Below are 25,463 nucleotides of genomic sequence, written 5' to 3'. Positions count from 1 at the left end.
AGGAAACTGAAGGTGATAGAAGTATGCGTTACAGTGAATTATAAAGATAGAAACTATCAAACAAATGTTATTGTAAGCAAAGATACGGTGTGGACAAAAATTAAACAATTGGCAGAAGAACAAGTCAAAAAACAGTGGGATTTTTAAATATGATTATCAAAAATATGAAGTTATAGGTTAGAGATTATAACTAAATCCAAGATTTTTCAGGACTTAAATATAGATAAGAAATTTGTTTGAAAGGAGGAAGCAGGAAATGATAGAAGTATGTGTTACAGTCAATTATAACGATAGAAATTATCAAACAAATGTTATTGTAAGCAAAGATACGATATGGACAAAAATTAAACAATTGGCAGAAGAACAAGTGAAGAAACAATGGAGTCTTTAAATGTATGTTTAACTTAAAAAGCTCAATGAAGTTATGGAATCTATTTCTTTATGCTAAGAGTGGTTCTTATATATTTTAACGTTTGGCTAACCTATCTGTAATATTTATGGCTACAGTATGTTAATATAGGAGAAACAATATTTTTGATCGTAGGAGGAAAACCATGAGCAGCGACTTTACTTTGGCCATACACAGTTTAACTTATTTAGCTTTACAGCCAGACCGGATGTCAACAAGTAATGCGATTTCAGAAAGTGCAGGTGTTCACCCAGTACGTATTCGCAAAGTACTAAGTTTATTAAAAAAACATAAGTTTATACAATCAAAAGAGGGGACCGGTGGAGGTTTTATTTTTGCTCGGGATTTAGATGAAGTTAATCTTTGGCATATTTATCAAATAACCTCTGAAGGTGCGTTGCAGCCTAAGTGCCCAGAATCAAATGATCAGTGCATTGTAGGTTCAAACATGCGAAAAGTGCTGTTTACTATTTTCTTAGGTGCGGAAGAACATTTAGGTGAATATTTAAAGAACTATACAATGAAAGAAGTTGTTGATCTTATCAATCAAGAACGTTAAGCGGCTTACTTGTTATATAGAGACGTAAGTTCTTACTATTTAAATGTAATAGAAAATATTACAGTTTGATTTCGTTTTTATTTCTTTTTTATCGCCACAAAAAATATTTATAAGAAGGTGAAAAAGTATGATGTCAAATAATAATCAAGTTTTAAAAGTAGGAGATTGGGTTCGTGGAATATCAAATGAGGGTGAATTCATAGTTGGTTACATTGTATCACTTGATGAAGTGGAAGATGTAGTTACAGTTAGTATTGTGAAACGTGACGACAAGTACACAATAAACGAAGCGATTTTACTCTTTAGTAAACATGTTAACAAACTTCCTGAATCAAAGGTAATTAATAAGGAGCAAATCCTTTATCTGATAGACCTTGCATTATTAACAGGAGACGAAGAATGGTTTATGGAGCTTTCTTCAAAATTAAACTCGATAAAAGAGCTAGTTAACGAGGGAGTTTAAAGATTACATTATTGGCTTTTAATAGTTTGAATCGTGCAATAAGCAATAATATCATCTCTTTTGTCGCACTTTAATAAAAGAGGTGATTGATGGTATGAAAATAAAAATAATTAGCATCATATGTTTTCTGAGTTTTGTATTACCCTGTATTTCTGCTCAAGCAATTGTAAAAATAGAAAATAATAGAAATCAAAGCTTTGACATAAATTTAACCGGTTATGAACTTTATTCGTTTGGTGATTTTAATCAATTAGGTTATAAGATAACGCCACTTACTCAACTGTTTTTAGGGATAATTCAAACAGAAGGTGAGTGGATTGATGAACCAAGATTATATATTAAGGGAAATAAAGGTTATTTTCATCTTTGGAAAGCAGACGGTACGAATGTTCTTTATACTGTTGAAAAGAGTGGTGATTTTTGGAGAATTATAGATGTAAAAAGGAAGGAAATTAACAGAATACCTGTACCAAAACAATTTTTAAAAGAAGTGGTCATTAATCTCTTATTAGAGCCGATAAGTAAAGAAGTTGAAAACTATTATAAGGAACCAAAACTTTGGTATCGAGGTTCTGAAAAAATATTTGAAATAAAAAAAGACGAAGTAAATTCTATTTTCTATGTAACTGTTCAAATTCAAACCTTTGAGGGGGCACACAATCCCCCTTATGGAGAGGACACAATTACTTTTCGTATTAAAGGAAATGATGTAAAAACAATTCATTACAAACATAGAGATATTCCTGAAGAAGAGTTAAAAAAACTCGAATTAAGATGACTTTGAAATGATTTGTTTGCCCACTCCTGATAACGATAATTATGTCAATGAGCTGCCTGATATGGGCAGCTTATTGTATTTTTGCGTTTAGCGTAGGTTTTTGTAAAATGTTAGCGGTCCTCTTATTGCCATCAAGTAAAAAGGTAGCTTCCTAAAAATGTATATGAATGCAATGTCGATAATATATATCCTGAAAATTGGTTGGTATATTCAAAAAGATATTTCTTTTTAACCACGTTAATTATTTATTAGAATATCTTTTTTAATTAAAATGATTTTTTTTGACAAAGGAGAATATAAGTATCTTTATAATGAGTAAATTGGATAAATAATATATGACTGTGTTTTATGCTAATTCATTCAGTTTTAAGCGATAGGAACAAGGGTTGCATGCGAACTGTAAAATGTTATCCATGTAAAATTATATCCAGTTAATATTTCTGAAAATATAAAAATATTAATTTTATAAATATACACGTTATAATGAGGGCGTCGAGAGAAATTTTATTATCTCTGGAGAAAATATAAAAAATGCGATTATTAGTAAGAAAGGTGTGTGATTAGAGGCGAAATGTATGTAAAGTACTTCAGTGGCTTGTGTAAGCAATATCATCAGTGCTACCGAAGTTATGAAAGTAATGTATAGAATTGAGAAAGAAATGCCTCGCAAATGAAGAGAGGCTGGTTTAGCTAAAATTACTGTTAAAAGTAAAAAAGAGAAACCATTAAAGTAATACACTGTTATTAGAAATGTTGCAACGTATTTATGAAGTCTATTCCATATTGTTCTTTTAAGGGGTCTCTATATAAAGAGCGGATATTACGAGTGAACTTTTTTGTGAACGCTAACAATTATATTAGGACGCTAACTAGCGAATGTTTCAATTTGGTTTCATTATGATGAAGGACATACAATGTGGGGCAACTTGTAAGGAATTCATTTTCCCAAAAAGGAAAATATTCGGTAGCTATTAAGAGAGAGGCAGGAATAGATACAAGGGGGAGCTATTATATGAACGGGAATACTGCAAAGAAAATAGAAGTTCAAGCTGAAAATACCGCACTAAAAAATGAGCAATATGCAGATCCGAAAAAGTGGCATAAGCAGGATACTACATGGGCACTCAGTCTATTTGGAACTGCAATTGGAGCAGGGGTGCTCTTTTTACCGATTAATGCAGGTTCAGGTGGTTTATTATCTTTACTGCTAATTACATTGCTTGCATATCCAGTTATGTACTACTCACATAGGGCGCTTGCTAAAATGATATACGCTTCTAATTCTGCTGATGAGGGGATCACAGGTACAATTAGAGAGTATTTCGGAAATAAAGCGAGTATCATTTTTAACATCGTATATTTCGGTTCAATTTATACAATCGTACTAATGTATTCGGTTGCGCTTACAAACACTGCAAGTAGTTTTATCGTGCATCAATTGCACATGCCAGAACCTCCAAGAGCAATTTTATCACTTGTATTAGTTCTTGGTCTTATCGCTATACTAAATTTTGGTCAAGATATTACTGTAAAGGTAATGAGTATGTTAGTGTATCCTTTCATCGTTTCTCTACTGTTTATCGCAATATCTTTAATTCCACAGTGGAATACGTCAATGCTTAGTTTTTCAGCTGTTTCAACTGCTTCAACAGGAACAGGCTATTTTGGGACGATATTGATGATTCTACCAATCATCGTATTCTCATTCAATCATTCACCTATGATTTCATCATTTGTTGTGAAACAGAGAGCTACGTATGGAATCGAAGCCACTGATGCGAAATGTGCGCAAATACAAAAGGTTTGTTATATTATGACATTCGCTGTTGTTATGTTCTTCGTTTGGAGTAGCGCATTGAGCTTGACTCCAGATGATATAAAAATGGCAAAAGAACAAAACCTATCAATCCTTTCATATCTTGCGAATGAGCTTAATTCACCTGTAATCACGATTGCAGCTCCAATCATTGCTTTTGTGGCTATTACAAAGTCTTTCCTTGGCCATTATATCGGAGCATTTGAAGTAATGCGTGACATGATTATTAAGTTTGGTAAATCACGTGGAAAAGATATTGAAGAAAAAACAATTAAGACAATCGTCCTTACTTTTGTTGTATTATCATGCTGGTTTGTTGCTTATACAAATCCAAGTATTCTTGGACTTATTGATTCTCTAAGCGGTCCATTAGTTGCTGCTATCTTATGTCTATTACCGATGTATGCGATTCAAAAAGTACCGGTATTAGCTAAGTACAAAGGGAAAATGAGTAACGTATTTGTTATTATTGTAGGTGTACTTACTGTTTTAGCAAGTATTAAGTCATTATTCTAATTTAAGATTTTTGATTTTAGTGTAAAAGTAGTGGAATATAAAATATCTATTTTTGGACAAACTTCTCACGTTTGAGAGTTTGTCCTTTTTATTTCTTCTAGCAATAAACAGCCACCTTTTCAGAGATAAGGTGGCTGTTTCGGTATTAATTTATTTTTACTATTCACGTCTAAATGGACCTTTTGGAGCAATTAGTTCTAGATTAGTACCATCTGGATCACGGAAGTAGGCAACTCCTGTACCAAATCCAGATTTCAAGCCGTCTTCTTCTTGAAAGACAATTGGATCTCCATCTGGTTCTACCCCAATTGCTTTTAGACGTTCTACAGCAGCATCGATATCTTCTACTTCAAAACAAAGATGCATCGCACTAATTTGATCATTTGAGTAAGATGCTTTATCTGATTTAGGGACAACGTATTCTAAAATGTCGATATTTAAATTGTCTAAATGAAGGTTGGCATATTTAATACGAGTATCATCAAGTCCTTGAGTTTGTGCCATTCGTTTCCCGCCAATTTCATCGATGTTTGATACTTTCCTACCTGTTAATGCTTCATAAAAAACGATAGATTTTTCTAAATTACTTACTGTAATTCCAACATGATTTACTTGTGAAAAGCCTGCTGTTTTTTCACTCATTTTTGTTACCTCCTATTTTTAGGTGGTGTAATGTATCGTTTCACCAATCTTTTACTGTAATTAAAATGAGCCTTTAGTTGAAGTTCTATTCTAATTCGTTTGTAACAACTCAAAAGAAATATAAGAGTATTTTTTAGATAAGAAAAGAATCTAGTATCGACTAGGTTCTTTTATTTTTCGTTTGTTTTTATACAAAAATTTGATGGGCTTGAATTACAGCTATTGAGCAAAAAAGTTTGATATGGAAAATATTATTCTTTAGTACATACATTTTTAAGATGTTAAATATATTTCATAGTAGTCTCTGTAAGATAGGGATAAGTAAAATAGTACTTTAAAGTACCTATAGCACTTTAAAGTGCGTACTTTTTATAATTTTGAATATCATTCATAATAGCACCAGTAAGAAGAAAACAAGCTTTTCGGTACTAGTTACCAATGATGTTATAACAGTTTATTTAGATTCAGATTGTTTAAAAGGTTGTACGATATGGCCTAATAATTTCAAAAAAATGTCAGTGTGGCATAAAACAATTATGGAGGTTAAAAATATGAGTTCTTCAAATTTGAATGAAATAAGTAAACAAATTGTAAAAGAGGAGGAAACACTTCAATTTTCCTCTTTTACAAATGAAGATGCGTTGCAACTAGGTTTATTTATCGTTGAAACAGCAAAGCGAGAAGGAAAATTGATTGCTGTTGATATAACGAAAAACGGTGTGCAATTATTTCATTTCAAGATGACAGGGACAAATGCGGAAAATACGAAATGGATTGAGCGTAAAAAGCGAGTCGTTTCCCTGCATGATCGTAGCTCGTATTATATGCAGATACAAAGTGAAATAACTGGAATTTCATATAATGAAAAATATCTTTTAGATACTTCGGAATATGCTGCATTTGGTGGATGTTTTCCTATCAGAATAAAAAACGTAGGGGTTATTGGAATGATAACAGTATCAGGATTACCACCAGAAGAAGATCACGAATTGGTAGTAAGGGCAGTTAAAAATCATTTAAACCAATAGTTGTAGCTAGTGAATAAATAATTAATTAATTAACTTTAGGGGGCAATACTATGCCATTAATTGAACTAAATACTTGGCCAACGATGTCAACAGAAGAAAAAAAAGAATTCATTTATGAAGTAACCGAACTTACAATAAAACGATTAAAAATTGTCCCTGACAAAATTCAAGTGTTGATTACGGAACTTGAGAAAGAAAATTGGGGGAAAGCTGGAGCTGTAGCAAGTGATGCTACCTTTGCTGAGAAAAGTAGGGTGTCCGATTGGGAGACAAAAGAGTCTTACGATACACCGTCTGGTAACGTTGATGGAATGGCTATTATTAAGATTGACATATGGAATACATTTGATCAAGATACAAAGGATAAGTGGGTAAACGAACTTACACAAGTAACCTCTAAATATACACATGCACCTTTGGATAAAGTGCTAATTCTTATTCGTGAAATGATTCCAGGAAACTGGGGACAAAGTGGTGTAACGGGAGCCGATAAAGATTTCCTTTGCAAAAGTCGTACATTTTAATTGTTAAATAAAAAAGGCAAAAATGAACATATTTCTGTTCGTTTTTGCCTTTTTATTATTTCTCTGTGGTAATGAGCATGACCTTAATATGTTTAAGTAATGTCCTCTAAAGTTGCCTCTACGGGAAAGGGTATTTCTTCATTTGAAAGTCTTTTTCATGGAATGTAGATTTCAATTTTTGAGCAAAATAAGCTAGGTTATATAAATGTTACTTTTTAGTACCTATAGTACTTTAAAGTACGTACTTTTTATTATGTTAAATATCATTCATAATAGCACATGTGAGAGGGAAACAAGCTTTATGGTACTAGTAATTAACTATGTTACTTTTTAGTACCTACAGCACTTTAAAGTGCGTTCTTTAAAAAGAGAATGAAACCATTCATAATAGCGTTTGTAGAGATTAAATATATGTTTTGAAAGATAAAAGGGCCTTTTTATCTCACTATTATGATAGGAATTATAGGGAAGAGGGGAAATCAATTGAATTCATATACAGCATCGTCTTCAGAAGTTCAGACGAATCGAAGAAGTATATTTGCGTTATTAGCGCTAGCAATTAGTGCGTTCGGGATTGGGACAACTGAATTTGTTAGTGTCGGTTTATTACCATCTATTTCGGAAGATTTAAATGTTTCGGTGACAACAGCTGGTTTAACAGTTTCTTTATATGCGTTAGGAGTAGCATTTGGTGCTCCGGTATTAACGTCATTAACAGCTAATATGTCACGAAAAACGTTATTAATGTGGATTATGATTATTTTCATTATTGGTAACGGAATCGCAGCGGTAGCAACAAGCTTCACTGTATTACTTATTGCGCGAATTGTTTCAGCACTTTCGCATGGTGTGTTTATGTCAATTGGTTCAACGATTGCTGCGGCACTCGTACCAGAAAATAAACGTGCTAGCGCGATTGCCATTATGTTTACTGGTGTTACAGTCGCAACTATTACAGGTGCACCAATTGGAACATTTATTGGTCAACAATTTGGCTGGAGAACATCATTTTTAGCAATTGTAGTAATTGGAATTATTGCCTTAATCGCAAATAGTATTCTCATTCCATCTAATATGAAAAAAGGTGCGTCTGTATCATTCCGCGATCAGTTTAAATTGATTACAAACGGAAGACTGTTACTAGTTTTCATCATTACTGCATTAGGATATGGGGGAACATTCGTAACATTTACGTATTTATCTCCGTTATTACAAGAAGTAACAGGATTTAAAGCTAATACGGTTACGATCATTTTATTAGTATATGGAATCGCTATTGCAATAGGGAATGTGATTGGCGGGAAATTATCGAATCATAATCCAATTCGAGCGCTATTTTACATGTTCTTTATTCAAGCGATTATATTATTTGTTTTAACATTTACAGCGCCATTTAAAGTAGCTGGGTTAATTACAATTATTTTTATGGGACTATTCGCATTTATGAATGTTCCAGGGTTACAAGTATATGTCGTAATGTTAGCTGAACGATTTGTACCGAGTGCTGTCGATGTTGCATCGGCAATTAATATTGCGGCTTTTAATGCTGGGATTGCTCTTGGTGCTTATTTAGGCGGTATGGTAACGAATTCGTTAGGGTTAATTCATACGGCTTGGGTAGGTGGCATTATGGTAGTAGGTGCTGTTATTTTAACAGCATGGAGCATGTCATTAGAAAAACGAGATCAAGTAAAATAAAAGGAGAGAAAATATAATGAAAAACTTACAAAGTACAACAACATTGCATAACGGAGTAGAAATGCCTTGGTTCGGTTTAGGCGTATTTAAAGTAGAAGAAGGACCAGAACTTGTAGAAGCAATTAAATCAGCAATTAAGGCAGGATACCGTAGCATCGATACAGCTGCGATTTATGGAAATGAAGCAGCTGTAGGTGAAGGAATTCGCGCTGGTATTGAAGCGACTGGAATTTCAAGAGAAGAATTATTTATCACTTCAAAAGTATGGAACGCAGATCAAGGATACGAAGAAACAATTGCTGCATATGAAGAGAGTTTAAAAAAATTACAACTAGATTATTTAGATTTATATCTTGTTCACTGGCCTGTAGAAGGGAAATATAAAGATACGTGGAGAGCGTTAGAAACGCTTTATAAAGAAAAGCGTGTACGTGCAATTGGCGTAAGTAACTTCCAAATTCATCACCTGCAAGATGTAATAAAAGATGCAGAAATTAAGCCAATGATCAACCAAGTAGAATACCATCCTCGTTTAACACAAAAAGAATTACAAGCTTTCTGTAAAGAACAAGGTATTCAAATGGAAGCATGGTCACCACTTATGCAAGGTCAATTATTAGATAATGAAACATTACAGGCAATTGCGGAGAAATACGGTAAAACAACAGCACAAGTGATTTTACGTTGGGATCTTCAAAATGGAGTAATTACAATTCCAAAATCAACGAAAGAACACCGTATTATTGCAAACGCTGATGTATTTAACTTTGAATTAACGAAAGAAGATATGGAAAAAATCGATGCGTTAAACCAAAATCACCGCGTTGGTCCAGATCCTGATAACTTTGATTTCTAAGATTAAAGAATGAGTAAAAAGAGTGCAAAGTTGCACTCTTTTTTATTTTCTATTCAATAAAATGTTTCTGTTTGTTTGATTAGCGTTTATATTATGGCTGTTGAATTGCTTTTGGCTATGTAGAGAACTTACTCTAAGACAGTATTAAAGTTTGACATGTAATCATGCATTCTATAATATGTATGCTATAGCATGTATATTGTAAGTTATTTGGAGGTGGCATATGGACTTATATGAGTGAACAGGACATCTTGTTCATCGTACTGATGTGAAATTAACAAAATATATAATGTAAGTTTTTAATCACATATTGCTTATAAAATTCATCTTTTATATGCTATAGCATATAAAATCCGCCTCTTAAATTGTAATGGCGAAAATTTAAATAATACAGTAGATATATTATGAAACGAGGAGATTTTAGTTATGGAAAAATTCATATTAGCGTTTGATAGAGAGCTTGTAATTGCAGAAAAAAAAGACTCAACATGGAGTGTCCAATCACAGTTTGTAGGTGCGAATCCAGTTGCGTTAGCTTTAGATCCATACGATCCAGAAAGAATGTATTGTGGTACTTTTGATAGAGGATTATGGAGAAGTAAAGATGGAGGAAGTTCTTGGGAAGCGATTGGAACTTTACCTTCTTTTGGTGAAGTGTTCCCAGCTAATGCTATTCATATGAGAGCTATTACAGCAGTTTCTGTATCTCCAGCGAAGGGTGATGACGGTAACGGGATCGTATATGTAGGAACTGAACCGAGCGCCATGTTTGTATCCAAAAATGGAGGAGACAGTTTTGAATTGCTAACGGATTATCAACAAATGCCATCATATTCATCATGGTTCTTTCCTCAAAGAACATATACGCACCACGTAAAACATATTGAAATTGATGCTAATAATTCAGAAACTATATATACAACGATTGAGGTCGGGGGATTAATTAAAAGTGTAGATGGAGGTAAGACGTGGACTGAGGAAAAAGAGGGGAACTACCCTCAAGATATTCACATTCTTACATCACATCGCAATGCTTCAAATCGCTTATACGGGGTTTTAGGTGATTCATTCTTGAAAGAACCAGGTCACGAGTATGCGGAGAGTAATGATGGAGGTAAGACGTGGAACTATATGTGTAGAGGGCTAAAGCATCATTACGCATATCAAATGGCAGTTAATCCTAATGATCCGGAAAATATTATTATTGCGACATCGTCAAATCCACACGTAGCACACGATTACAATAATGGAAATTGTGAATCATATATTTATAAAAAAGAAAAAGATCAGCCTTGGACAGAAATGAATGCAGGTTTACCAACTCCTAAGGGCACAATCATACCAGTATTAAAGGCAACAAATGATGGAACGTTCTATTTATTTAGTAATAAAGGGGTTTATAAGTCGGTAGATGGTGGTTCAAATTGGACGTCATTAGAGATTCCATGGGAGAATAGATTTATGGAACAACATCCTTATGAGATGTTAATTATTAAATAAGCGATAAGTATAGTTTTGACTACTATTCATTAAACATCGTTAGTTGAATTTACAATGTAAAAAGCCAGGTAATGTGTTATTCATGTTACCTGGCTTTTTTGATCATCAATTTAAGGTTATTTTCATATTTGTGTAAATATGAAACAAGCAGAATACATGAATAGAGAATGGGTAAAATAATACCGAATGATCACTAGATTGTATCAATGATGCTATAAGAATTTTTTTAGGTAAACTGAAGCAATAAGCAGTGGTTTAGATTCAGAATGACTGGCAATTGGTGTTATGGAGTTCAATGATTTAAAAATGGACTCATTTAAACGAATATTATCTTCGAGATGTATCATTTTGAAGAATATTAAAGCTTGGGAGGAAATGAATTATGACAAAAGATTTCTATACTGCACTGAAAGAAAGACGTACTTACTATGGGATTAATAAAGAGGTACAAGTATCAGATGAAAAAATTAAAGAAATTGTGGAGTTTGCTGTAAAATATACTCCATCAGCTTTCAATTCACAAACTGCGCGAGTAGTTGTATTATTTGGTGAAGCTCATAATAAATTATGGGATATTACAACTGAAACATTAAGAAAAGTAGTTGGAGATGGAGATTTTTCAGGAACGCAACAAAAAATGGATTCTTTTAAAGCTGGTTATGGAACCGTACTATTTTTTGAAGATGAGTCTATCGTTAAATCGCTTCAAGAAAAATTTGCTGCATATGCTGAAAACTTCCCAATTTGGTCACACCAAGCATCAGGTATGCACCAATTAGTCGTGTGGACAGGGCTAGAAGCAGAGGGATTAGGGGCGTCTTTACAACATTATAATCCATTAATTGATGATGAAGTGAAAACAGAATGGAATGTTCCTGCTAATTGGAAGCTCATTGCACAAATGCCATTTGGTAATCCAACGGCTACACCAGGAGAAAAAGAATTCCAACCACTTGAAGAGCGTGTGAAATTTCATAAGTAATAAAGTGAAACTTTAATTAGTCGTGGTCTTACTGTCCGCAAATAGCGGGGGAAGCTATCTGTATTGTGAAAATAAAACTGTTTAGTTACAAAAAGTTTCTTCGTTCTTTTTATTAAGCGAGTATGTATAAATAAAAGGCGTTAGAAATACTATTTTAATCTTTAAAGGAAAAAGGTGATCGTTTTGATCACCTTTTTTTATTTCTTGCATTTTATTTATTAAAAAACGCTAATTTTTCATAAATGCTTGAAAAACTAGCGTTTTAATCATAGGTATTTGTAATTTGATTACTTAAAACTATATACGAAAAAGCTTTTATATTATTCCTCAAGCTCTATCCATTCCTGTGACCATTCTTCTATTCCGCGAATAATAGCTTCTAAAGCAAATCCTTTTTGAGTTAAAGAATATTCTATACGAACTGGTGTCTCAGGAAAGACTTTACGTTCGACAATTCCTTCTAGTTCTAATTCTTTCAATCTTTCTGAAAGTAATCTTCCGCTAACAGGAAGAGAAGATTCAAGCGTACAAAAGCGCTGAGGTCCAGAGAAAAGTTGGTAAATAATGAGTGCTGTCCATCGTTGACTAAAAAATTTCATTCCTTTTTCAAAGCGAGGGCATAATGTAGAATCCTTCATTTTCCTTCACCTCCTAAAGTAAATTATATAACATATTACTATTAGTAACAAATGTTTTTATAATTAATTACTTGACGTAAATTAATTACAAATATATACTAACTTACATAAAGTAACTAAGTAGTTTTATGTAACTAAAGTTCTTTTCTTTAAATGGCCAAAGTTGTGATGATACATATTGCATATAAGCTGAGAGAAAAAAGAATATCATCTGTAAAAACACTTACGTTGTGTAAGTTAAACAATAAAAAATATAACGATGGAAGAGGATTTTTAGAGATTCTCTATACTAGGAGGTACCTAATGGTTACAACAGATACAATTCATATGTTAGAAGATAAAATTCAATTTATACATCAAGATGGAAAGGATATTTATTTAGTAGGTCCTATCAAATTGCCAATTAATTTATATGGGGAGACTAAAGTTTTCCAATGGTATTCTTGGTTACAATGTAGTGAGGGTACAAATAGTGTAGAAGGGATTATTGAAAAACTTTCATCTATTAATTTAGCTGATATGCAGCAATCTAGTGTGCTTGTATATGGTGATTTTGAGAATTCTGAAGATGCTCTAATTCGTATGCATAGTATTTGTCACACGGGTGATATTTTTGGTAGTAAACGTTGTGACTGTGGATTCCAATTAAAGCAGTCTTTACACATGATTACAGAACATGGTTCAGGTGCTTTATTTTACTTAGCGAATCATGAAGGAAGAGGAATTGGCTTGTTTAGTAAAGCGATGACGTACCTCTTACAAGAAAATGGGTTAGATACAGTAGAAGCTAATCTAAACTTGGGTTTTGAAGATGATGTTCGAAACTATGATGATACAATTGAAGTATTAAAAGCACTACGCTCAAAACCTGTAAAACTTATTACAAATAATCCGAAAAAATTAGAAGCGTTACAAAAAGCTGGATTAAATGTTACGAGTCGTGAACCGTTATGGGGTGATGTCTCAGAGTTTAATGAGAAATATTTGCAAACGAAGATTCAACGTTCTGGACATTTTGAAGGGGGACACTTACATGCTTGAGCATGAATTGTATATGAAGTTAGCACTAGAAAATGCCAAGGCTATGAAGGGACAAACGACTCCAAATCCACTGGTTGGATCTGTAATTGTAAATGATAACCGAATTGTAGGGATTGGAGCACATATGAAGGCTGGAGAACCACATGCTGAAATACATGCGATACGTATGGCGGGAGAACAGGCGCGTGGTGGTACAATATATGTAACTCTTGAACCTTGTTCTCATCATGGAAGAACAGGCCCTTGTGCAGAAGCAATTGTACAAGCAGGAATTAAGAAGGTAGTAGTTGCTACACTTGATCCAAATCCACTTGTTTCTGGACGTGGAATTAAAATTCTGCAAGATGCTGGTATTGAAGTGCTTGTAGGAGTGTGTGAAGAAGAATCTAAAAAGATGAATGAAGTCTTTAATAAATATATTTTGACAAAGCGCCCATTTATAACGATTAAATCGGGTGTTACATTAGATGGGAAAATTGCTACTTCTTTATCGGATAGTAAGTGGATCACATCTACAGAAGCGAGACAGGAAGTACACCAAATACGAAATGAAAATGCAGCCATTTTAGTAGGAGCAAATACTGTACAAAAGGATAATCCATCATTGACAACGCGTATTCCAAATGGGCGAAATCCAATTCGAGTAATATTGGACTCAACATTACGCATACCAATGGAAGCTAACGTTGTTACAGATGGAGAAGCTCCTACCTGGATATTTACAACAAGTAATCATGCAGCGGAAAAAAAGAAAGCATTAGAAAATGCAGGAGTCAAAATATTTGTTACTAGCGGAGAAAAGCATATAAACTTATATGAAATGCTTGATGTTTTAGGGGGAAAAGGAGTTTCCTCCCTGCTTATTGAAGGTGGTGGAGAGGTAAATGCTTCGTTTATTGAAAATAAATTAATAGATAAACTTATTTTATATATTGCACCTAAAATGATTGGGGGTAGAATGGCGCCTAGCTTTGTAGAGGGGGCTGGTATTACTAAAATGCAAGATGCAATTGAATTTAAGGATATATCATTTACCCAGGTTGGAAAAGATTATAGATTTATTGGTTACCCAGAATATCGGAAAGGTGAAAAATAAGGAGAATAAAAACTACTTATATTTTCTGATAAATGGATTGCAGAAAGGAGCGATCAAGAGTGAAGTTTGGATTTGATATTGATGATACGTTAATTGATTTAAGGCAGCATGCTTTTCATTTATATAATAAAAAATTAAACAAAAAAGTAGGATTGGATGTATTTCATTCTTTAAAAACAATTGAAATTCATGAAGCATTTGGTATGACTTCGGAGGAAGGCAATCATATGTGGAATAGTTTGCTGGATGAGATTTATTATACTTCTTGTTCACCGTTTCCGCATGCAGTAGAGACATTGCAAGAATTAGAAAGACAGGGACATGAAATATACTATATAACAGCGCGACCTAAAGAGCATGGAGAGCAAACGAAAAAATGGTTAATAGAAAAAGGATTTCCAGTACAGGAAGATCGCTTTTTCTATGGAATGAAGGATGAAGAAAAAATACACTTTATACAAGAAATAAACTTAAACTATTTCTTTGATGATAAGCCGGCTGTCTTAGAAACATTAATAGGAAAACCTATAAATGTGTATGCAAAAACTACTTCTTACAATCAACATCTCAATATCCCGCGTATTACAAATTGGACGGAGTTAGGAGATATTATAAAGAAAGACATGTAAGGATTTAACTAGAAAATCAAATAGAGCCAAGACATAGAATTAATAAATTTAAAAAGTTTAGGTATGGATATTATCCAGAAGAAAATTGACTTTTTTATGAGTAAAAAGATTCTAGTTATGAATTCAATGACAGGTGTAACAATATGTATATTTCAAAAAACACGAAGACTTTTAAGTCTTCGTGTTTTTTAATTCATGTCTGAAAGAGAAGAAATAAAAGTGTGAAATTGTATGATATTTAAATAGTTAATGCTGATTATTTATATATGCAAAATTACATACATATAATGATTGATAATCACGAGTTAATGTAACTATAATAATTACACTGATAAGTAACTTACTGACGACAGTTATAAGTGAAGAAGGAGGGTTTTATTGTATTTTGTATATAAAAAATAGAAAAGGAGATATGTAAATGAAGAGGCTACTTGTTATAGGCATCATGTATACAATGTTTTTCCTCATAGGAAATATACACTTACATGCTGACGAACGAACAAATGTAAAAGAAATTACTAGTTTAGAAGAGCCTACGTGGATATTTCAGGCTGGCATAAGTAAGGGGAAATATCATGATCGACAAGATTTAGGATTTATTTTGCAGAGAAATACACCATTAAAGGTAAGACAAACGAATCCTAATTTTAAAGACAAATTAACAGTACGTTTATTGTCTAATGACTCAAAAAATGAAAAATCCATACAAGTAGGAAATGAATGGGTTACGATCCAAGGTGATACGCCTTTAGTTCCTTTCATAGATACTCCGTATGGTGAAGAGCCTGCCCTACTTGAGTACCAAGTAGAGAGTAAAAGTGCTACTAAACCTCTTCCAGTTTATAAATCAAAAGGAAGTGTATCTCAATTTTTTAGTACATGGGATCAATTTGATGGGGAGTATGCATTAATTCAAGGGGAGAGTTTCCAATTATTTATACCTAAAAAAGATAAAGAGTTAGTAAGATCTTTAAAAGATTTTCAATCGTTGGATGAGTTAATTGCATATTATGAAGATATTTTTGCGATGTATGATTCCATTATTGGTTTAGATGGCTCAACGGTTGAAAATAAAAAAAGTCAAAATCGTTATTTCTTAAAAGCAGATATATCCGGTGCTGGCGGTGCCTATTATGGCGCAAATTGGACAGCGAATAGTACAGATAGTACAAAGATGTGGTTAGATAAACTAAGTTGGGGAACCTTACATGAAATCGCTCATGGATATCAAGCAGGTTTTGATAATCAAGGAATATTTACAGGAGAAGTTTCTAATAATCTATTTGGTGTTCAATATCAATATAGTAAATACGGCAAAAAAGCAGATCAAGTTGGTTGGTTATTTAATTTTGGGAAGAAGGAACAGGTAGAACGGAATTTATACAATGCTTTAATGAAAGAAAATAAAAATTATGATGACTTAGATTTACGACAAAAACTTATTCTTTTAACGATGGCGAAACAAAAAGCTGGTAATGAAGCTTTTGCAAAAATGTATCAAGGTTATCGAAAACTAGCTAGCAATGCTGCTTTTAAAAAAGGTGACCATTCTTTACCAGATTTAATGAATCAGTATTATAGCGAAAATGTACAAGTTGATTTTACACCTGTTTTTGAAAGATGGGGCTTTAAGCTTAATCATAAACAAATAGAGATGAATAGAGCGAAAGGTTATCCGGCAGTTACTTCTTTAGCGTATATAGTGCCTGAATCACAATTAGCTAAGGCGAGGGCTCTAGTTGATCCTGATATTCCGATAAACTCTAACTTTGAAATAGTTACGAATCAGCAAATTGCTTCACTTGGGTTAAAAGGGAATTTGCATATCCATTTAAATATAAATGAAATAGATACATTGAAAGGAGGAAAGATTAAATTAAAAGAAGGGAATACAGTTATTCAAGAGAAAACAATTGAAACAACAGATATTAATTTACAAGACGTACCAAATGGAGTTTATACAGTTGAGATTTCAGGTGGGAAAACGGATAGTATGTACCATTTTAGTTCGTATTATACCTATGTAAAGGAAAAGGATAATAGCCTAACGATTGATGTTAACGAAATGAAAGTGAGCAATTTGGTAAATGAAACGATTCAATTCCTAGGATTAGGAGATGATCAGTTTGCCGAATTAAATACAGACTTAGAGCAAAAGCGAGCTGTTTTTACGGTTACTACTAAAACGCCTCATAGCTATTATGCAGGTGAAAAATATGCATCAATAGAGTTGTTTAATGAGAAAGGTGAAAAAATTTATACGAAGGAAATGGAAGGGACAAATGTAACGATTGTAAAAGATACCATTCCACTAAAAGAAGGATATAAAATTAAAATCTATCATGATGAAATAAAAAAACGATTAACTAGTAAAGCTACTATTATTAATCCTATGAATAAAACAAATGAATTTATAATGACAAAATGGGGATTGAAAAATACTTATTTAAAAAATAATCCAGAAGAAAATCTTATGAAAAGAATTGATGAAGAAATGGAAGCGATTATAAGTAATCCCTTTTTAAAAGAGATACCAATGCAAAAATTAGAAATGAAAAAGAATGTGTGGATGGCAATAAATATGTTATCAGAACCACAAAAAATAACGTATATGAATAAATATAAAGATAGCTTATATAATGAGTGATTTTTGAGAAATGAATTGAATCTAAAAATGTGGCAAACTAATCTATTAACCTATGTATGTAAAATTGATTGACTATAGTTAAAAGTTTTATCTATGCTTAAAATTCTAAAATACATTTATTTAATTTAATAATAAGATTATAAAGGAGTAAGAATATGAATAATTTCGTAAAGGTAGGTTTAACTACAGGAGTGGTGTTATCGGCGATTATGCCTTATGGAGGAGTACATGCGGCAACAGAAGATTTAAAAGTGGAAACAAAGGAAGATACGTTCCGAACAGGTAATTTAACAGCACCTTCTCAAAAATCGGCAGAAAATGTAGTAAAGGATGCGCTGAAAGGGAAAACAGAACAAGCATTATCCTCAAAACAAGTTAATACGGAATCAAAAGTTAATTATAATGTTACGCAAAGCCGTAAATCTTATGATGGTACTACATTGGTGCGTCTTCAACAAACATATGAAGGACGTGATGTATACGGATATCAACTAACAGCACACATTAATGATGATGGTGTACTTACGAGTATTTCGGGGGATAGTGCCCAAGACCTACAACAACAGGAAGATTTGAAACAACCTATTACTCTATCAGAAGAGGATGCAAAGAAGCAGCTTTTTAAAATCTATGGGGATAATCTCACATTTGTTGAAGAACCAGAAATTAAACAAGTGGTATATGTAGATGAAAATACAAATAAAGCTACAAACGCATATGAAATTACTTTTAGTGCCTCTACACCTGAATATGTATCTGGTACGGTATTAATTGATGCTTTTGTTGGAGATCTATTAAAAGAACTCGTTCAAAAATTGGGTATACAAGTAGATAGCAGTATCGTTCAATCTGCAACAGCAAATAAATCACAAGATCCTTCTAAATTAATTGGCACAGGAAAAGATGATTTAGGTATGAATCGTACGTTTGGAATTTCACAGCGAAGTGATGGAACGTACACTCTTGCAGATTATTCTCGTGGTAAGGGAATTGAAACGTATACTGCGAATTATAAAGATTATAATAATTATAGAAGAAATGTATGGGGTTATTTGGATGATTTAGTAACAAGTAATTCTACAAATTTTACAGATCCTAAAGCAGTTAGTGCACATTATTTAGCGACGAAAGTATATGATTTTTATCAAGAAAAATATAGTCGTAACAGCTTTGATAATAATGGACAAAAAGTAATTTCAGTCGTTCATGGCTGGAATACAAATGGTAAGAATATAGGAAATCCTAAGCAGTGGTTTAATGCATTTAGTAATGGGGCTATGCTAGTATACGGAGATCCAATTGTTAGAGCATTTGATGTGGCAGGACATGAGTTTACACACGCGGTTACAAGAAATGAGTCTGGACTTGAGTACGCAGGAGAAGCTGGTGCCATTAATGAGGCTCTATCTGATATTTTAGGGGTAGCAGTTGAAAAGTATGCCAATAACGGAAAGTTCAATTGGACAATGGGGGAACAATCAGGTCGTATATTTAGAGATATGAAAAACCCATCATCTATCTCTTCTAGATATCCAGAAGATTATAGACATTATAACAATTTACCTATTGATGCTGATCACGATTATGGTGGTGTACACACAAACTCTAGCATTATAAATAAAGTAGCTTATTTAATTGCTAGTGGTGGAAATCATAATGGAGTAAATGTACAAGGCATGGGGGAAGATAAAATGTTTGATATTTTCTATTATGCAAATACCGATGAATTAAATATGACTTCTGATTTTAAAGAATTAAAAGAAGCTTGTATTCGTGTAGCAACGAACTTATATGGTAAAGACTCATCAGAAGTACAAGCCGTCCAACAAGCCTTTAAAGCAGCTTATATTTAATACTATTGTGATGAATTGAAAACTCTCTTATTTTAATATAATGATTGGTTTGTATATGTAGGCAAAAACCTTGTAGAATTTTTCTGCAAGGTTTTTTAGAATGTATGTTACTTCAAGGATTATCATCTCGTACTAATTGGTAATTCGGATAAGTAAAAAGTTGTTTTTAAATTAATCTTTTCTATGATAGAAAAGATACTACGTTAGTAAATATAAAAAGTTAGAAATTATAGTATATAGGGCACTTTTTTGTTCCTATGGAACTTTAAAGTGCGTAATTTTCTTTCTAGTTAATATAGATCATAATGGTATTTACTAGTTGGTTTTAGCTTTACTCTGCTGTTGATGTAATTTTTTACATTAGAATGATTTAAATCAAAATTATCGAGTGGATTTAAATACTGATAATTTTGATTTTTGATTTAGTACAGAGTGAAATAGCTACATAATTTTCGTTTATACTCTTTTGAAAAAAGGGTGGATCTGCTTATTTTCTGTTAAAGATAAGAGAAGTGAACCACAATATAAACGTAATTATTTATTCCAACGTAAGTCAATCATTTAGCACATGAATTTGGAGGAATCTATATGCATATGCAATTAAAAGGAAAAACAGCACTGGTTACTGGATCTACGGCAGGGATTGGAAAAGCAATTGCCACTTCATTAGTCGCAGAAGGAGCTACTGTACTTATTAATGGACGCCGTGAAGAAAATGTTAATGAAACGATAAAAGAAATTCGAGCGCAGTATCCTGATGCTATTCTTCAACCTGTAGTAGCTGATTTAGGAACAGAACAAGGGTGCCAAAATGTGATTGAAAAGTACCCTGAAGTAGACATTCTTATTAACAACTTAGGAATTTTTGAACCTGTAGAATATTTTGATATCCCTGATGAAGATTGGTTTAAATTGTTTGAAGTTAATATTATGAGTGGTGTTCGACTTACTCGCTCGTACTTGAAAAAAATGATTGAAAGAAAAGAAGGAAGAGTCATCTTTATTGCTAGCGAAGCAGCTATTATGCCCTCTCAAGAAATGGCTCATTATAGTGCGACTAAAACGATGCAACTCTCACTTTCTCGCAGTTTAGCTGAGCTGACGACAGGAACGAATGTGACTGTTAATACTATAATGCCTGGTTCGACTTTAACGGAAGGAGTGGAGACTATGTTAAATAATCTTTATCCTAATGAGCAATTGACAATAGAAGAAGCTGAGAAGCGATTTATGAAAGAGAATCGACCAACCTCTATCATTCAAAGACTTATTCGACCAGAAGAAATTGCCAATCTTGTCACTTTCTTAAGTAGCCCACTTTCTTCAGCAATTAATGGTTCCGCGTTGCGAATAGACGGGGGATTAGTACGTAGTGTATTTTAAAAAATTAAAAACAACATTATATTCTGTTGAAGGTAAAGTAAATGAGTTGTATTTTATCTATTAACGGAAATATAGAAAAAGCAAATTGCAACATGCAAACAGCCGAATTTTCTACTATAAGAAAAATTCGGCTGTTATTTTTTTACTTGTTGTAAAGGATGGAAAGCTTTTAGCGTTGTGGTATCTCTTAAGAAAAAATATGACCGCTTAAAGCGATACCTCTATTATTTTTCAACAATAGTTGTATTATGAAGTGAAAGTTACCAAACGTTTTTCAACACTATTTTTCCTATTGCTTTATTCGACTCCAAATATTCATGTGCTTGTGCGACTTCATCAAACGTAAAAGATTTAGAATCTAGCAATGGGTGGAGTTTTCCTTCTTCTACAATTTGCGTTATTTTCGTTAAGATTTCTCCGCAATCATTACGCTTATCTGTATGTAATATTTTTAACGCCATAAAAGTAACGTGCAGAGAGAGTCCTTTTGCGTGTAAAGGAGAGAGGTCATGGGTTGAACGAGCTGCAATTGTTATGACAGTTCCGTTGACTGCAGCAGCTTCGAAAGAGTTATCGAGATTTTTGCCACCTACTGTATCAAATATAACTTCAAATCCGTTGCCATTCGTATGTTTTTGAACATATTCTTGAACAGATTCTTCTTTATAGTTAATAGCTATGTCGGCTCCTAGACGATGAGCTATTTCCATTTTGTTCTGCTGAGAAGCAGTTGTAAAAACTTTAGCACCAGCCCATTTAGCTAATTGAATGGCTACGTGTCCTACGCCACCAGTAGCTCCATGAATGAGCACATTTTGACCTGATTTAATATTTGCACGATCAAATAAAGATTCCCAAGCTGTAATTGCAACTAATGGTAGGGCAGCTGCTTCTTCCATTGTTACATTTTTAGGTTTATGAGCAATTAATCGCGCATCAGCAAGCATAAACTCTGCAAGTGCACCACCAGTTTCTTTAAAACCTCCGGCACATCCATATACTTCATCACCAGTTTTGAATTTTGAAACGCCTTCTCCTACTTCTATAACAATACCTGCTACATCCCCGTGTAATATAGCTGGAAATTCAGGAGCAACTGATGAAACAGCGCCACTGCGCATTTTCGTATCGATTGGATTTACACTTGTTGCTTTTACATGAATTAGAACATGACCGGGTAAAAGTTTCGGTTTTGCAACTTCTTCTAATTGAAATACAGATGAATCTCCAAAAGAATGGATAATTTGTGCTTTCATTGGTCCTTACCTCCTGTTCGTGGTTATAGCATAGCAAAGTACAAAAAATAAGTATAATATTTTGAATTTGCATATTGAGCATTTTATATAAAGAAGAGGAAAGTACGTGGGATTATGTAACGTACTTGCAAAAGCAATTGTAAAGTTTTTTGAAGAAAGGATAGATGTTATTTTTACAGCACGATGTATTCATTATGTTTATTACTACTTACTTAGTATAGGTACTTTTAAGTGCCTACATCACTTTAAAGTACGTACTGTTATTCATATTATGACCGATTTATAATAACACTCGTAGCACAAAGAAAGTTATAACGATGACAATCGGAAACAATGTGGTGTTGCAGTATTGCTTATGAATTTTGAGAAGAAATATGAAAAGTATAGATTTATATGAATGAGGGAAAGTGAGTGAAATACATGGAAAAGTTTGCGAACCATTTTGGATATAATCGTATGTTTGCGAAAGATCAACTTACATTAGGAGTTCACATTCCGATTGAAAATTATCAGTTTCATGCTCCAACGATGGAAAAACAAGTAGAGTTAGTACAAAAAGCGGAACAATATGGTTTTACAGGTGTATGGCTTCGCGATGTATTGCTGCAAGACCCTGATTTTGGTGATCCTGCAACAGGTCAAATTTACGATATGATGATTTATTTGACGTATTTAGCAAGTAAAACAGAGAAAATCGCATTTGGAACATCGGCAACCGTATTGTCACTTCGCCATCCATTACGCGTGGCAAAAGAAATTGCGACATTGGATCAACTGTTTCCAGAAAGAATTATGCTCGGCGTTTCATCCGGTGACCGACGTGCAGATTTTAAAGCGTTAGGTGTTAGTCATGAAACACGAGGTGAAAAGTTTAGAGAAGCATTTGCTTACTTGGAAGAGATTTTATATAAAAACTTCCCGTCTATCCAGTCGACATTAGGGGAAGTTCATGGTGCGAATTTAGTTCCAAAACCGTCTAAACGTGTTCCAACCTTTATTACAGGTTTTAGTCAGCAAAATATGGACTGGTTCGCTGAACATGGTGATGGATGGATGTACTATCCACGTAGTCCAGTGCATCAGGCAGCAGCAATTGGACAATGGAGAGAACTAGTAGAGGATTATCATCCAGATGTATTCAAACCATTTATCCAACCGATGCATTTAGACTTATCTGAAGATCCAAATGAACGTCCTACACCGATACGTTTAGGTTACCGTACAGGGCGTAAAGCACTAATTGAATTGCTTGATATATATCGAAGTATTGGTGTGAATCATTTATTCCTTGCTCTATTTGATGGTCAACGTCCAGCTGACGAAGTATTGGATGAGCTAGGAGAAGAAGTACTACCTCATTTCCCAGCATTGTAAAGGAGTGAAAAGAATGAAAGCGATAGGACTTATGCAATATGGAGATAAAAGTGTACTACAAGAGATTGAAATGCAGACACCGCTATTAGGAGACACCGATGTACTAATTGAAGTATATGCAGCTGGTATAAATCCCGTGGATTGGAAAATACGTGAAGGTTTACTGCAAGACGTAATTTCTTATGACTTCCCGCTCGTTTTAGGATGGGATGTTGCAGGTGTAGCTGCTGCTATAGGGCCAAACGTAACAGCATGTAAAGTGGGGGATGAAGTATATAGTCGTCCGGATATTGAACGAAACGGTGCTTATGCAGAGTACGTGGCTGTAGATGAGAAATATGTAGCGAAAAAACCGAGGAATTTATCTTTTGAAGAGGCGGCATCAATCCCTCTAGTAGGTTTGACAAGTTGGCAAAGCTTAGTAAAGTTCGCAAATGTTCAAAAAGGCAATAAGGTTTTAATTCATGCTGGATCCGGAGGAATTGGTACGTTTGCTATTCAGCTAGCCAAAAGCTTCGGTGCACATGTTGCAACTACGACTAGTACGAAAAACATGCAATTTGTAAAGGATCTAGGCGCTGATACTGTCGTCGATTACAAAACAGAAGACTTTTCTTCGCTTTTGCATAATTACAATATTGTATTTGATGTGTTAGGCGGAGATGTACTAAAGGATAGTTATAAAGTGCTTGCACCAAATGGAAAGTTAGCGTCTATTTATGGTCCGAAAGGTATGGAAATTCCGCAAACCGAGATATCAAGAGAGAAAAATATTGAGAGTGACCATATATTTACTGAACCTAACGGATATGAACTTTCTCTTATTACAGAATTAATTGAGGGCGGGAAGATTAAACCCGTTGTCACGCATGTGTTGCCTTTACATGTAGAAGGTGTAAAAAAAGCACACCACATAAGTGAGTCAGAGCGTGCTCGTGGCAAAATAGTATTGAAGAAACATTGGTAAAGTATGAGGTTTTAGAGACAGTATTGTGCTAAGTAGCGAATGAGTTTATATATTCTATTCTAGCAATTGTTTTAAAAGGGAGAGAACAAATGGATTCAATGACATTTCTTTTATTTGGAGCGACAGGGGATTTAGCGAAACGCAAAATTTACCCTGCTTTATACAAATTATTTAGTAATGGGAATATACCGCAATCTATTTCGATTATCGGTATTGGTAGAAGGGTAATGTCAGATGTGGAATTTCAAACAAAGGTAGAACAATCCCTTGCTACATTTTCTAGAAGATCTACTGATGACGAATTAGGAGTAGAAGAATTTATTAGCACATTTCGTTATTGTCAATTAAATACAGCAAATATAGAGGACTATCAAGATTTGTTGAGTCTTGTAAAGAGACGTGAAACAGAATTAAACATTCCTGAAAACCGCATGTTTTACCTATCTGTTATACCAGAAGCATTTGATGTCATTGCTTTAAATATTAAGGAAATTGGATTGTGGGCTACAAAAGGATTGAACCGTCTTATTATAGAGAAGCCTTTTGGTCATCATGTAACGTCTGCTCACGAGTTTAACGAAAAATTAATTGAAGATTTTGATGAAACTGATATTTTTTATATCGATCATTATCTTTGAAAATGAGTGGTAACTAAGGATAAACTTAGAAAAGTAATACGAAATAAATAGTATGTAATTTAAGACATTTTTATTGACGATAATAATATATGTGGTTAATATACTAGACATAAGATTATTTAATTACTAAAAGTAATTAAATATATGTTATTTCGTAAAGTACTATAAAT

Annotated in this window: 25 protein-coding genes; 22 read left to right on the top strand and 3 right to left on the bottom strand. The window is 33.5% G+C overall.

Annotated features, from left to right (window positions below):
* The first annotated feature begins 12 nt into the window (after positions 1–12).
* The 6 genes from MR147_RS11435 (at position 13) to MR147_RS11410 (ending at position 4,541) form a co-directional block, all read left to right on the top strand.
* Positions 13–147 carry a BA3454 family stress response protein gene (locus MR147_RS11435; protein ID WP_000573519.1) on the top strand — a complete coding sequence of 45 codons (135 nt, stop codon included), beginning with the start codon at positions 13–15 and terminating at the stop codon, positions 145–147.
* A gap of 109 nt (positions 148–256) precedes the next feature.
* Positions 257–391, top strand: coding sequence for a BA3454 family stress response protein (locus MR147_RS11430; RefSeq protein ID WP_000573531.1), 135 nt, complete (start codon positions 257–259; stop codon positions 389–391).
* Between the two features lie 163 nt (positions 392–554).
* Positions 555–968 carry an Rrf2-family transcriptional regulator SaiR gene (saiR, locus tag MR147_RS11425; RefSeq protein ID WP_000093217.1) on the top strand — a complete coding sequence of 138 codons (414 nt, stop codon included), beginning with the start codon at positions 555–557 and terminating at the stop codon, positions 966–968.
* A gap of 127 nt (positions 969–1,095) precedes the next feature.
* Entirely contained in the window at positions 1,096–1,431 is a 336-nt protein-coding gene (locus MR147_RS11420) for an IDEAL domain-containing protein (RefSeq protein ID WP_000987470.1), read from the top strand.
* A 94-nt stretch (positions 1,432–1,525) separates the two neighbouring features.
* Positions 1,526–2,209, top strand: a complete 684-nt coding sequence (locus tag MR147_RS11415) for a DUF3888 domain-containing protein (protein ID WP_242304220.1) — start codon at positions 1,526–1,528, stop codon at positions 2,207–2,209.
* A 1,012-nt stretch (positions 2,210–3,221) separates the two neighbouring features.
* Entirely contained in the window at positions 3,222–4,541 is a 1,320-nt protein-coding gene (locus MR147_RS11410; protein WP_074606719.1) for an aromatic amino acid transport family protein, read from the top strand.
* Between the two features lie 159 nt (positions 4,542–4,700).
* Here the strand turns inward: MR147_RS11410 and MR147_RS11405 are convergent, their stop codons facing one another.
* Positions 4,701–5,183 carry a VOC family protein gene (locus tag MR147_RS11405; RefSeq protein WP_242304219.1) on the bottom strand — a complete coding sequence of 161 codons (483 nt, stop codon included), beginning with the start codon at positions 5,181–5,183 and terminating at the stop codon, positions 4,701–4,703.
* Between the two features lie 512 nt (positions 5,184–5,695).
* Between MR147_RS11405 and MR147_RS11400 the strand changes: the two genes are divergently transcribed.
* From MR147_RS11400 to MR147_RS11375, 6 genes are all read left to right on the top strand, one after another.
* Positions 5,696–6,211, top strand: a complete 516-nt coding sequence (locus MR147_RS11400) for a heme-degrading domain-containing protein (RefSeq protein WP_242304218.1) — start codon at positions 5,696–5,698, stop codon at positions 6,209–6,211.
* Between the two features lie 50 nt (positions 6,212–6,261).
* Positions 6,262–6,735, top strand: a complete 474-nt coding sequence (locus MR147_RS11395) for a tautomerase family protein (RefSeq protein ID WP_098946551.1) — start codon at positions 6,262–6,264, stop codon at positions 6,733–6,735.
* Positions 6,736–7,218: 483 nt separating this feature from the next.
* On the top strand, positions 7,219–8,433 hold the full coding sequence (locus MR147_RS11390) for an MFS transporter (RefSeq protein ID WP_074606713.1): 1,215 nt from the start codon (positions 7,219–7,221) through the stop codon (positions 8,431–8,433).
* 16 nt (positions 8,434–8,449) lie between these two features.
* Entirely contained in the window at positions 8,450–9,289 is an 840-nt protein-coding gene (locus MR147_RS11385; protein ID WP_000793586.1) for an aldo/keto reductase, read from the top strand.
* A gap of 426 nt (positions 9,290–9,715) precedes the next feature.
* Entirely contained in the window at positions 9,716–10,789 is a 1,074-nt protein-coding gene (locus tag MR147_RS11380) for a WD40/YVTN/BNR-like repeat-containing protein (RefSeq protein ID WP_242304216.1), read from the top strand.
* Between the two features lie 382 nt (positions 10,790–11,171).
* Positions 11,172–11,771: a nitroreductase family protein gene (locus tag MR147_RS11375; protein ID WP_242304214.1), complete on the top strand. Its 600-nt coding sequence runs from the start codon at positions 11,172–11,174 to the stop codon at positions 11,769–11,771.
* A 320-nt stretch (positions 11,772–12,091) separates the two neighbouring features.
* On the opposite strand, the gene MR147_RS11370 is transcribed toward MR147_RS11375, so the two are convergent.
* A complete protein-coding gene (locus MR147_RS11370; protein ID WP_000655363.1) occupies positions 12,092–12,409 on the bottom strand; it encodes a winged helix-turn-helix transcriptional regulator in 318 nt (105 codons plus the stop codon).
* Between the two features lie 303 nt (positions 12,410–12,712).
* Between MR147_RS11370 and MR147_RS11365 the strand changes: the two genes are divergently transcribed.
* The 6 genes from MR147_RS11365 to MR147_RS11340 all read left to right on the top strand — a co-directional run bounded on the left by MR147_RS11365 (position 12,713) and on the right by MR147_RS11340 (position 21,058).
* Positions 12,713–13,450 (top strand): GTP cyclohydrolase II, encoded by a 738-nt coding sequence (locus tag MR147_RS11365; protein WP_076868563.1) that lies wholly within the window; start codon positions 12,713–12,715, stop codon positions 13,448–13,450.
* Positions 13,443–14,546 carry a bifunctional diaminohydroxyphosphoribosylaminopyrimidine deaminase/5-amino-6-(5-phosphoribosylamino)uracil reductase RibD gene (gene ribD, locus MR147_RS11360; RefSeq protein WP_098946556.1) on the top strand — a complete coding sequence of 368 codons (1,104 nt, stop codon included), beginning with the start codon at positions 13,443–13,445 and terminating at the stop codon, positions 14,544–14,546. Before MR147_RS11365 ends, ribD begins: the two co-directional genes overlap by 8 nt.
* A 59-nt stretch (positions 14,547–14,605) precedes the next feature.
* Complete coding sequence (locus MR147_RS11355) at positions 14,606–15,175, top strand: 5' nucleotidase, NT5C type (RefSeq protein ID WP_242304212.1); 570 nt, start codon at positions 14,606–14,608, stop codon at positions 15,173–15,175.
* Positions 15,176–15,593: 418 nt separating this feature from the next.
* Entirely contained in the window at positions 15,594–17,822 is a 2,229-nt protein-coding gene (locus tag MR147_RS11350) for a putative mucin/carbohydrate-binding domain-containing protein (RefSeq protein WP_242304210.1), read from the top strand.
* Between the two features lie 155 nt (positions 17,823–17,977).
* Positions 17,978–19,675: a M4 family metallopeptidase gene (locus tag MR147_RS11345; protein WP_242304209.1), complete on the top strand. Its 1,698-nt coding sequence runs from the start codon at positions 17,978–17,980 to the stop codon at positions 19,673–19,675.
* Positions 19,676–20,263: 588 nt separating this feature from the next.
* Entirely contained in the window at positions 20,264–21,058 is a 795-nt protein-coding gene (locus tag MR147_RS11340; protein WP_242304208.1) for an SDR family NAD(P)-dependent oxidoreductase, read from the top strand.
* A 260-nt stretch (positions 21,059–21,318) separates the two neighbouring features.
* On the opposite strand, the gene MR147_RS11335 is transcribed toward MR147_RS11340, so the two are convergent.
* Positions 21,319–22,314, bottom strand: a complete 996-nt coding sequence (locus tag MR147_RS11335) for a zinc-dependent alcohol dehydrogenase family protein (protein WP_074606704.1) — start codon at positions 22,312–22,314, stop codon at positions 21,319–21,321.
* A 106-nt stretch (positions 22,315–22,420) separates the two neighbouring features.
* Between MR147_RS11335 and MR147_RS11330 the strand changes: the two genes are divergently transcribed.
* The 4 genes from MR147_RS11330 to MR147_RS11315 all read left to right on the top strand — a co-directional run bounded on the left by MR147_RS11330 (position 22,421) and on the right by MR147_RS11315 (position 25,293).
* A complete protein-coding gene (locus MR147_RS11330) occupies positions 22,421–22,600 on the top strand; it encodes a hypothetical protein (RefSeq protein ID WP_000521934.1) in 180 nt (59 codons plus the stop codon).
* A gap of 134 nt (positions 22,601–22,734) precedes the next feature.
* Positions 22,735–23,688, top strand: a complete 954-nt coding sequence (locus MR147_RS11325; protein ID WP_000410328.1) for an LLM class oxidoreductase — start codon at positions 22,735–22,737, stop codon at positions 23,686–23,688.
* Between the two features lie 13 nt (positions 23,689–23,701).
* Positions 23,702–24,655 carry an NADP-dependent oxidoreductase gene (locus MR147_RS11320; protein ID WP_242304207.1) on the top strand — a complete coding sequence of 318 codons (954 nt, stop codon included), beginning with the start codon at positions 23,702–23,704 and terminating at the stop codon, positions 24,653–24,655.
* An 89-nt stretch (positions 24,656–24,744) separates the two neighbouring features.
* On the top strand, positions 24,745–25,293 hold the full coding sequence (locus tag MR147_RS11315; protein WP_074606698.1) for a glucose-6-phosphate dehydrogenase: 549 nt from the start codon (positions 24,745–24,747) through the stop codon (positions 25,291–25,293).
* Positions 25,294–25,463: the final 170 nt, after the last annotated feature.

The sequence above is a fragment of the Bacillus cereus group sp. BfR-BA-01350 genome, from assembly GCF_022663775.1.
GTDB lineage: Bacteria > Bacillota > Bacilli > Bacillales > Bacillaceae_G > Bacillus_A > Bacillus_A paranthracis.
Note: the sequence above shows the minus strand (reverse complement) of the source record. Positions and strands in the feature narration are given on the sequence as shown.

Coding starts and splice junctions, on each gene's coding strand:
- MR147_RS11430 (WP_000573531.1), top strand. CDS start 257: ATGATAGAAGTATGTGTTACAGTCAATTATAACGATAGAAATTATCAA.
- saiR (WP_000093217.1), top strand. CDS start 555: ATGAGCAGCGACTTTACTTTGGCCATACACAGTTTAACTTATTTAGCT.
- MR147_RS11420 (WP_000987470.1), top strand. CDS start 1,096: ATGATGTCAAATAATAATCAAGTTTTAAAAGTAGGAGATTGGGTTCGT.
- MR147_RS11415 (WP_242304220.1), top strand. CDS start 1,526: ATGAAAATAAAAATAATTAGCATCATATGTTTTCTGAGTTTTGTATTA.
- MR147_RS11410 (WP_074606719.1), top strand. CDS start 3,222: ATGAACGGGAATACTGCAAAGAAAATAGAAGTTCAAGCTGAAAATACC.
- MR147_RS11405 (WP_242304219.1), bottom strand. CDS start 5,183: ATGAGTGAAAAAACAGCAGGCTTTTCACAAGTAAATCATGTTGGAATT.
- MR147_RS11400 (WP_242304218.1), top strand. CDS start 5,696: ATGTCAGTGTGGCATAAAACAATTATGGAGGTTAAAAATATGAGTTCT.
- MR147_RS11395 (WP_098946551.1), top strand. CDS start 6,262: ATGCCATTAATTGAACTAAATACTTGGCCAACGATGTCAACAGAAGAA.
- MR147_RS11385 (WP_000793586.1), top strand. CDS start 8,450: ATGAAAAACTTACAAAGTACAACAACATTGCATAACGGAGTAGAAATG.
- MR147_RS11380 (WP_242304216.1), top strand. CDS start 9,716: ATGGAAAAATTCATATTAGCGTTTGATAGAGAGCTTGTAATTGCAGAA.
- MR147_RS11375 (WP_242304214.1), top strand. CDS start 11,172: ATGACAAAAGATTTCTATACTGCACTGAAAGAAAGACGTACTTACTAT.
- MR147_RS11370 (WP_000655363.1), bottom strand. CDS start 12,409: ATGAAGGATTCTACATTATGCCCTCGCTTTGAAAAAGGAATGAAATTT.
- MR147_RS11365 (WP_076868563.1), top strand. CDS start 12,713: ATGGTTACAACAGATACAATTCATATGTTAGAAGATAAAATTCAATTT.
- ribD (WP_098946556.1), top strand. CDS start 13,443: ATGCTTGAGCATGAATTGTATATGAAGTTAGCACTAGAAAATGCCAAG.
- MR147_RS11350 (WP_242304210.1), top strand. CDS start 15,594: ATGAAGAGGCTACTTGTTATAGGCATCATGTATACAATGTTTTTCCTC.
- MR147_RS11345 (WP_242304209.1), top strand. CDS start 17,978: ATGAATAATTTCGTAAAGGTAGGTTTAACTACAGGAGTGGTGTTATCG.
- MR147_RS11340 (WP_242304208.1), top strand. CDS start 20,264: ATGCATATGCAATTAAAAGGAAAAACAGCACTGGTTACTGGATCTACG.
- MR147_RS11335 (WP_074606704.1), bottom strand. CDS start 22,314: ATGAAAGCACAAATTATCCATTCTTTTGGAGATTCATCTGTATTTCAA.
- MR147_RS11325 (WP_000410328.1), top strand. CDS start 22,735: ATGGAAAAGTTTGCGAACCATTTTGGATATAATCGTATGTTTGCGAAA.
- MR147_RS11320 (WP_242304207.1), top strand. CDS start 23,702: ATGAAAGCGATAGGACTTATGCAATATGGAGATAAAAGTGTACTACAA.
- MR147_RS11315 (WP_074606698.1), top strand. CDS start 24,745: ATGGATTCAATGACATTTCTTTTATTTGGAGCGACAGGGGATTTAGCG.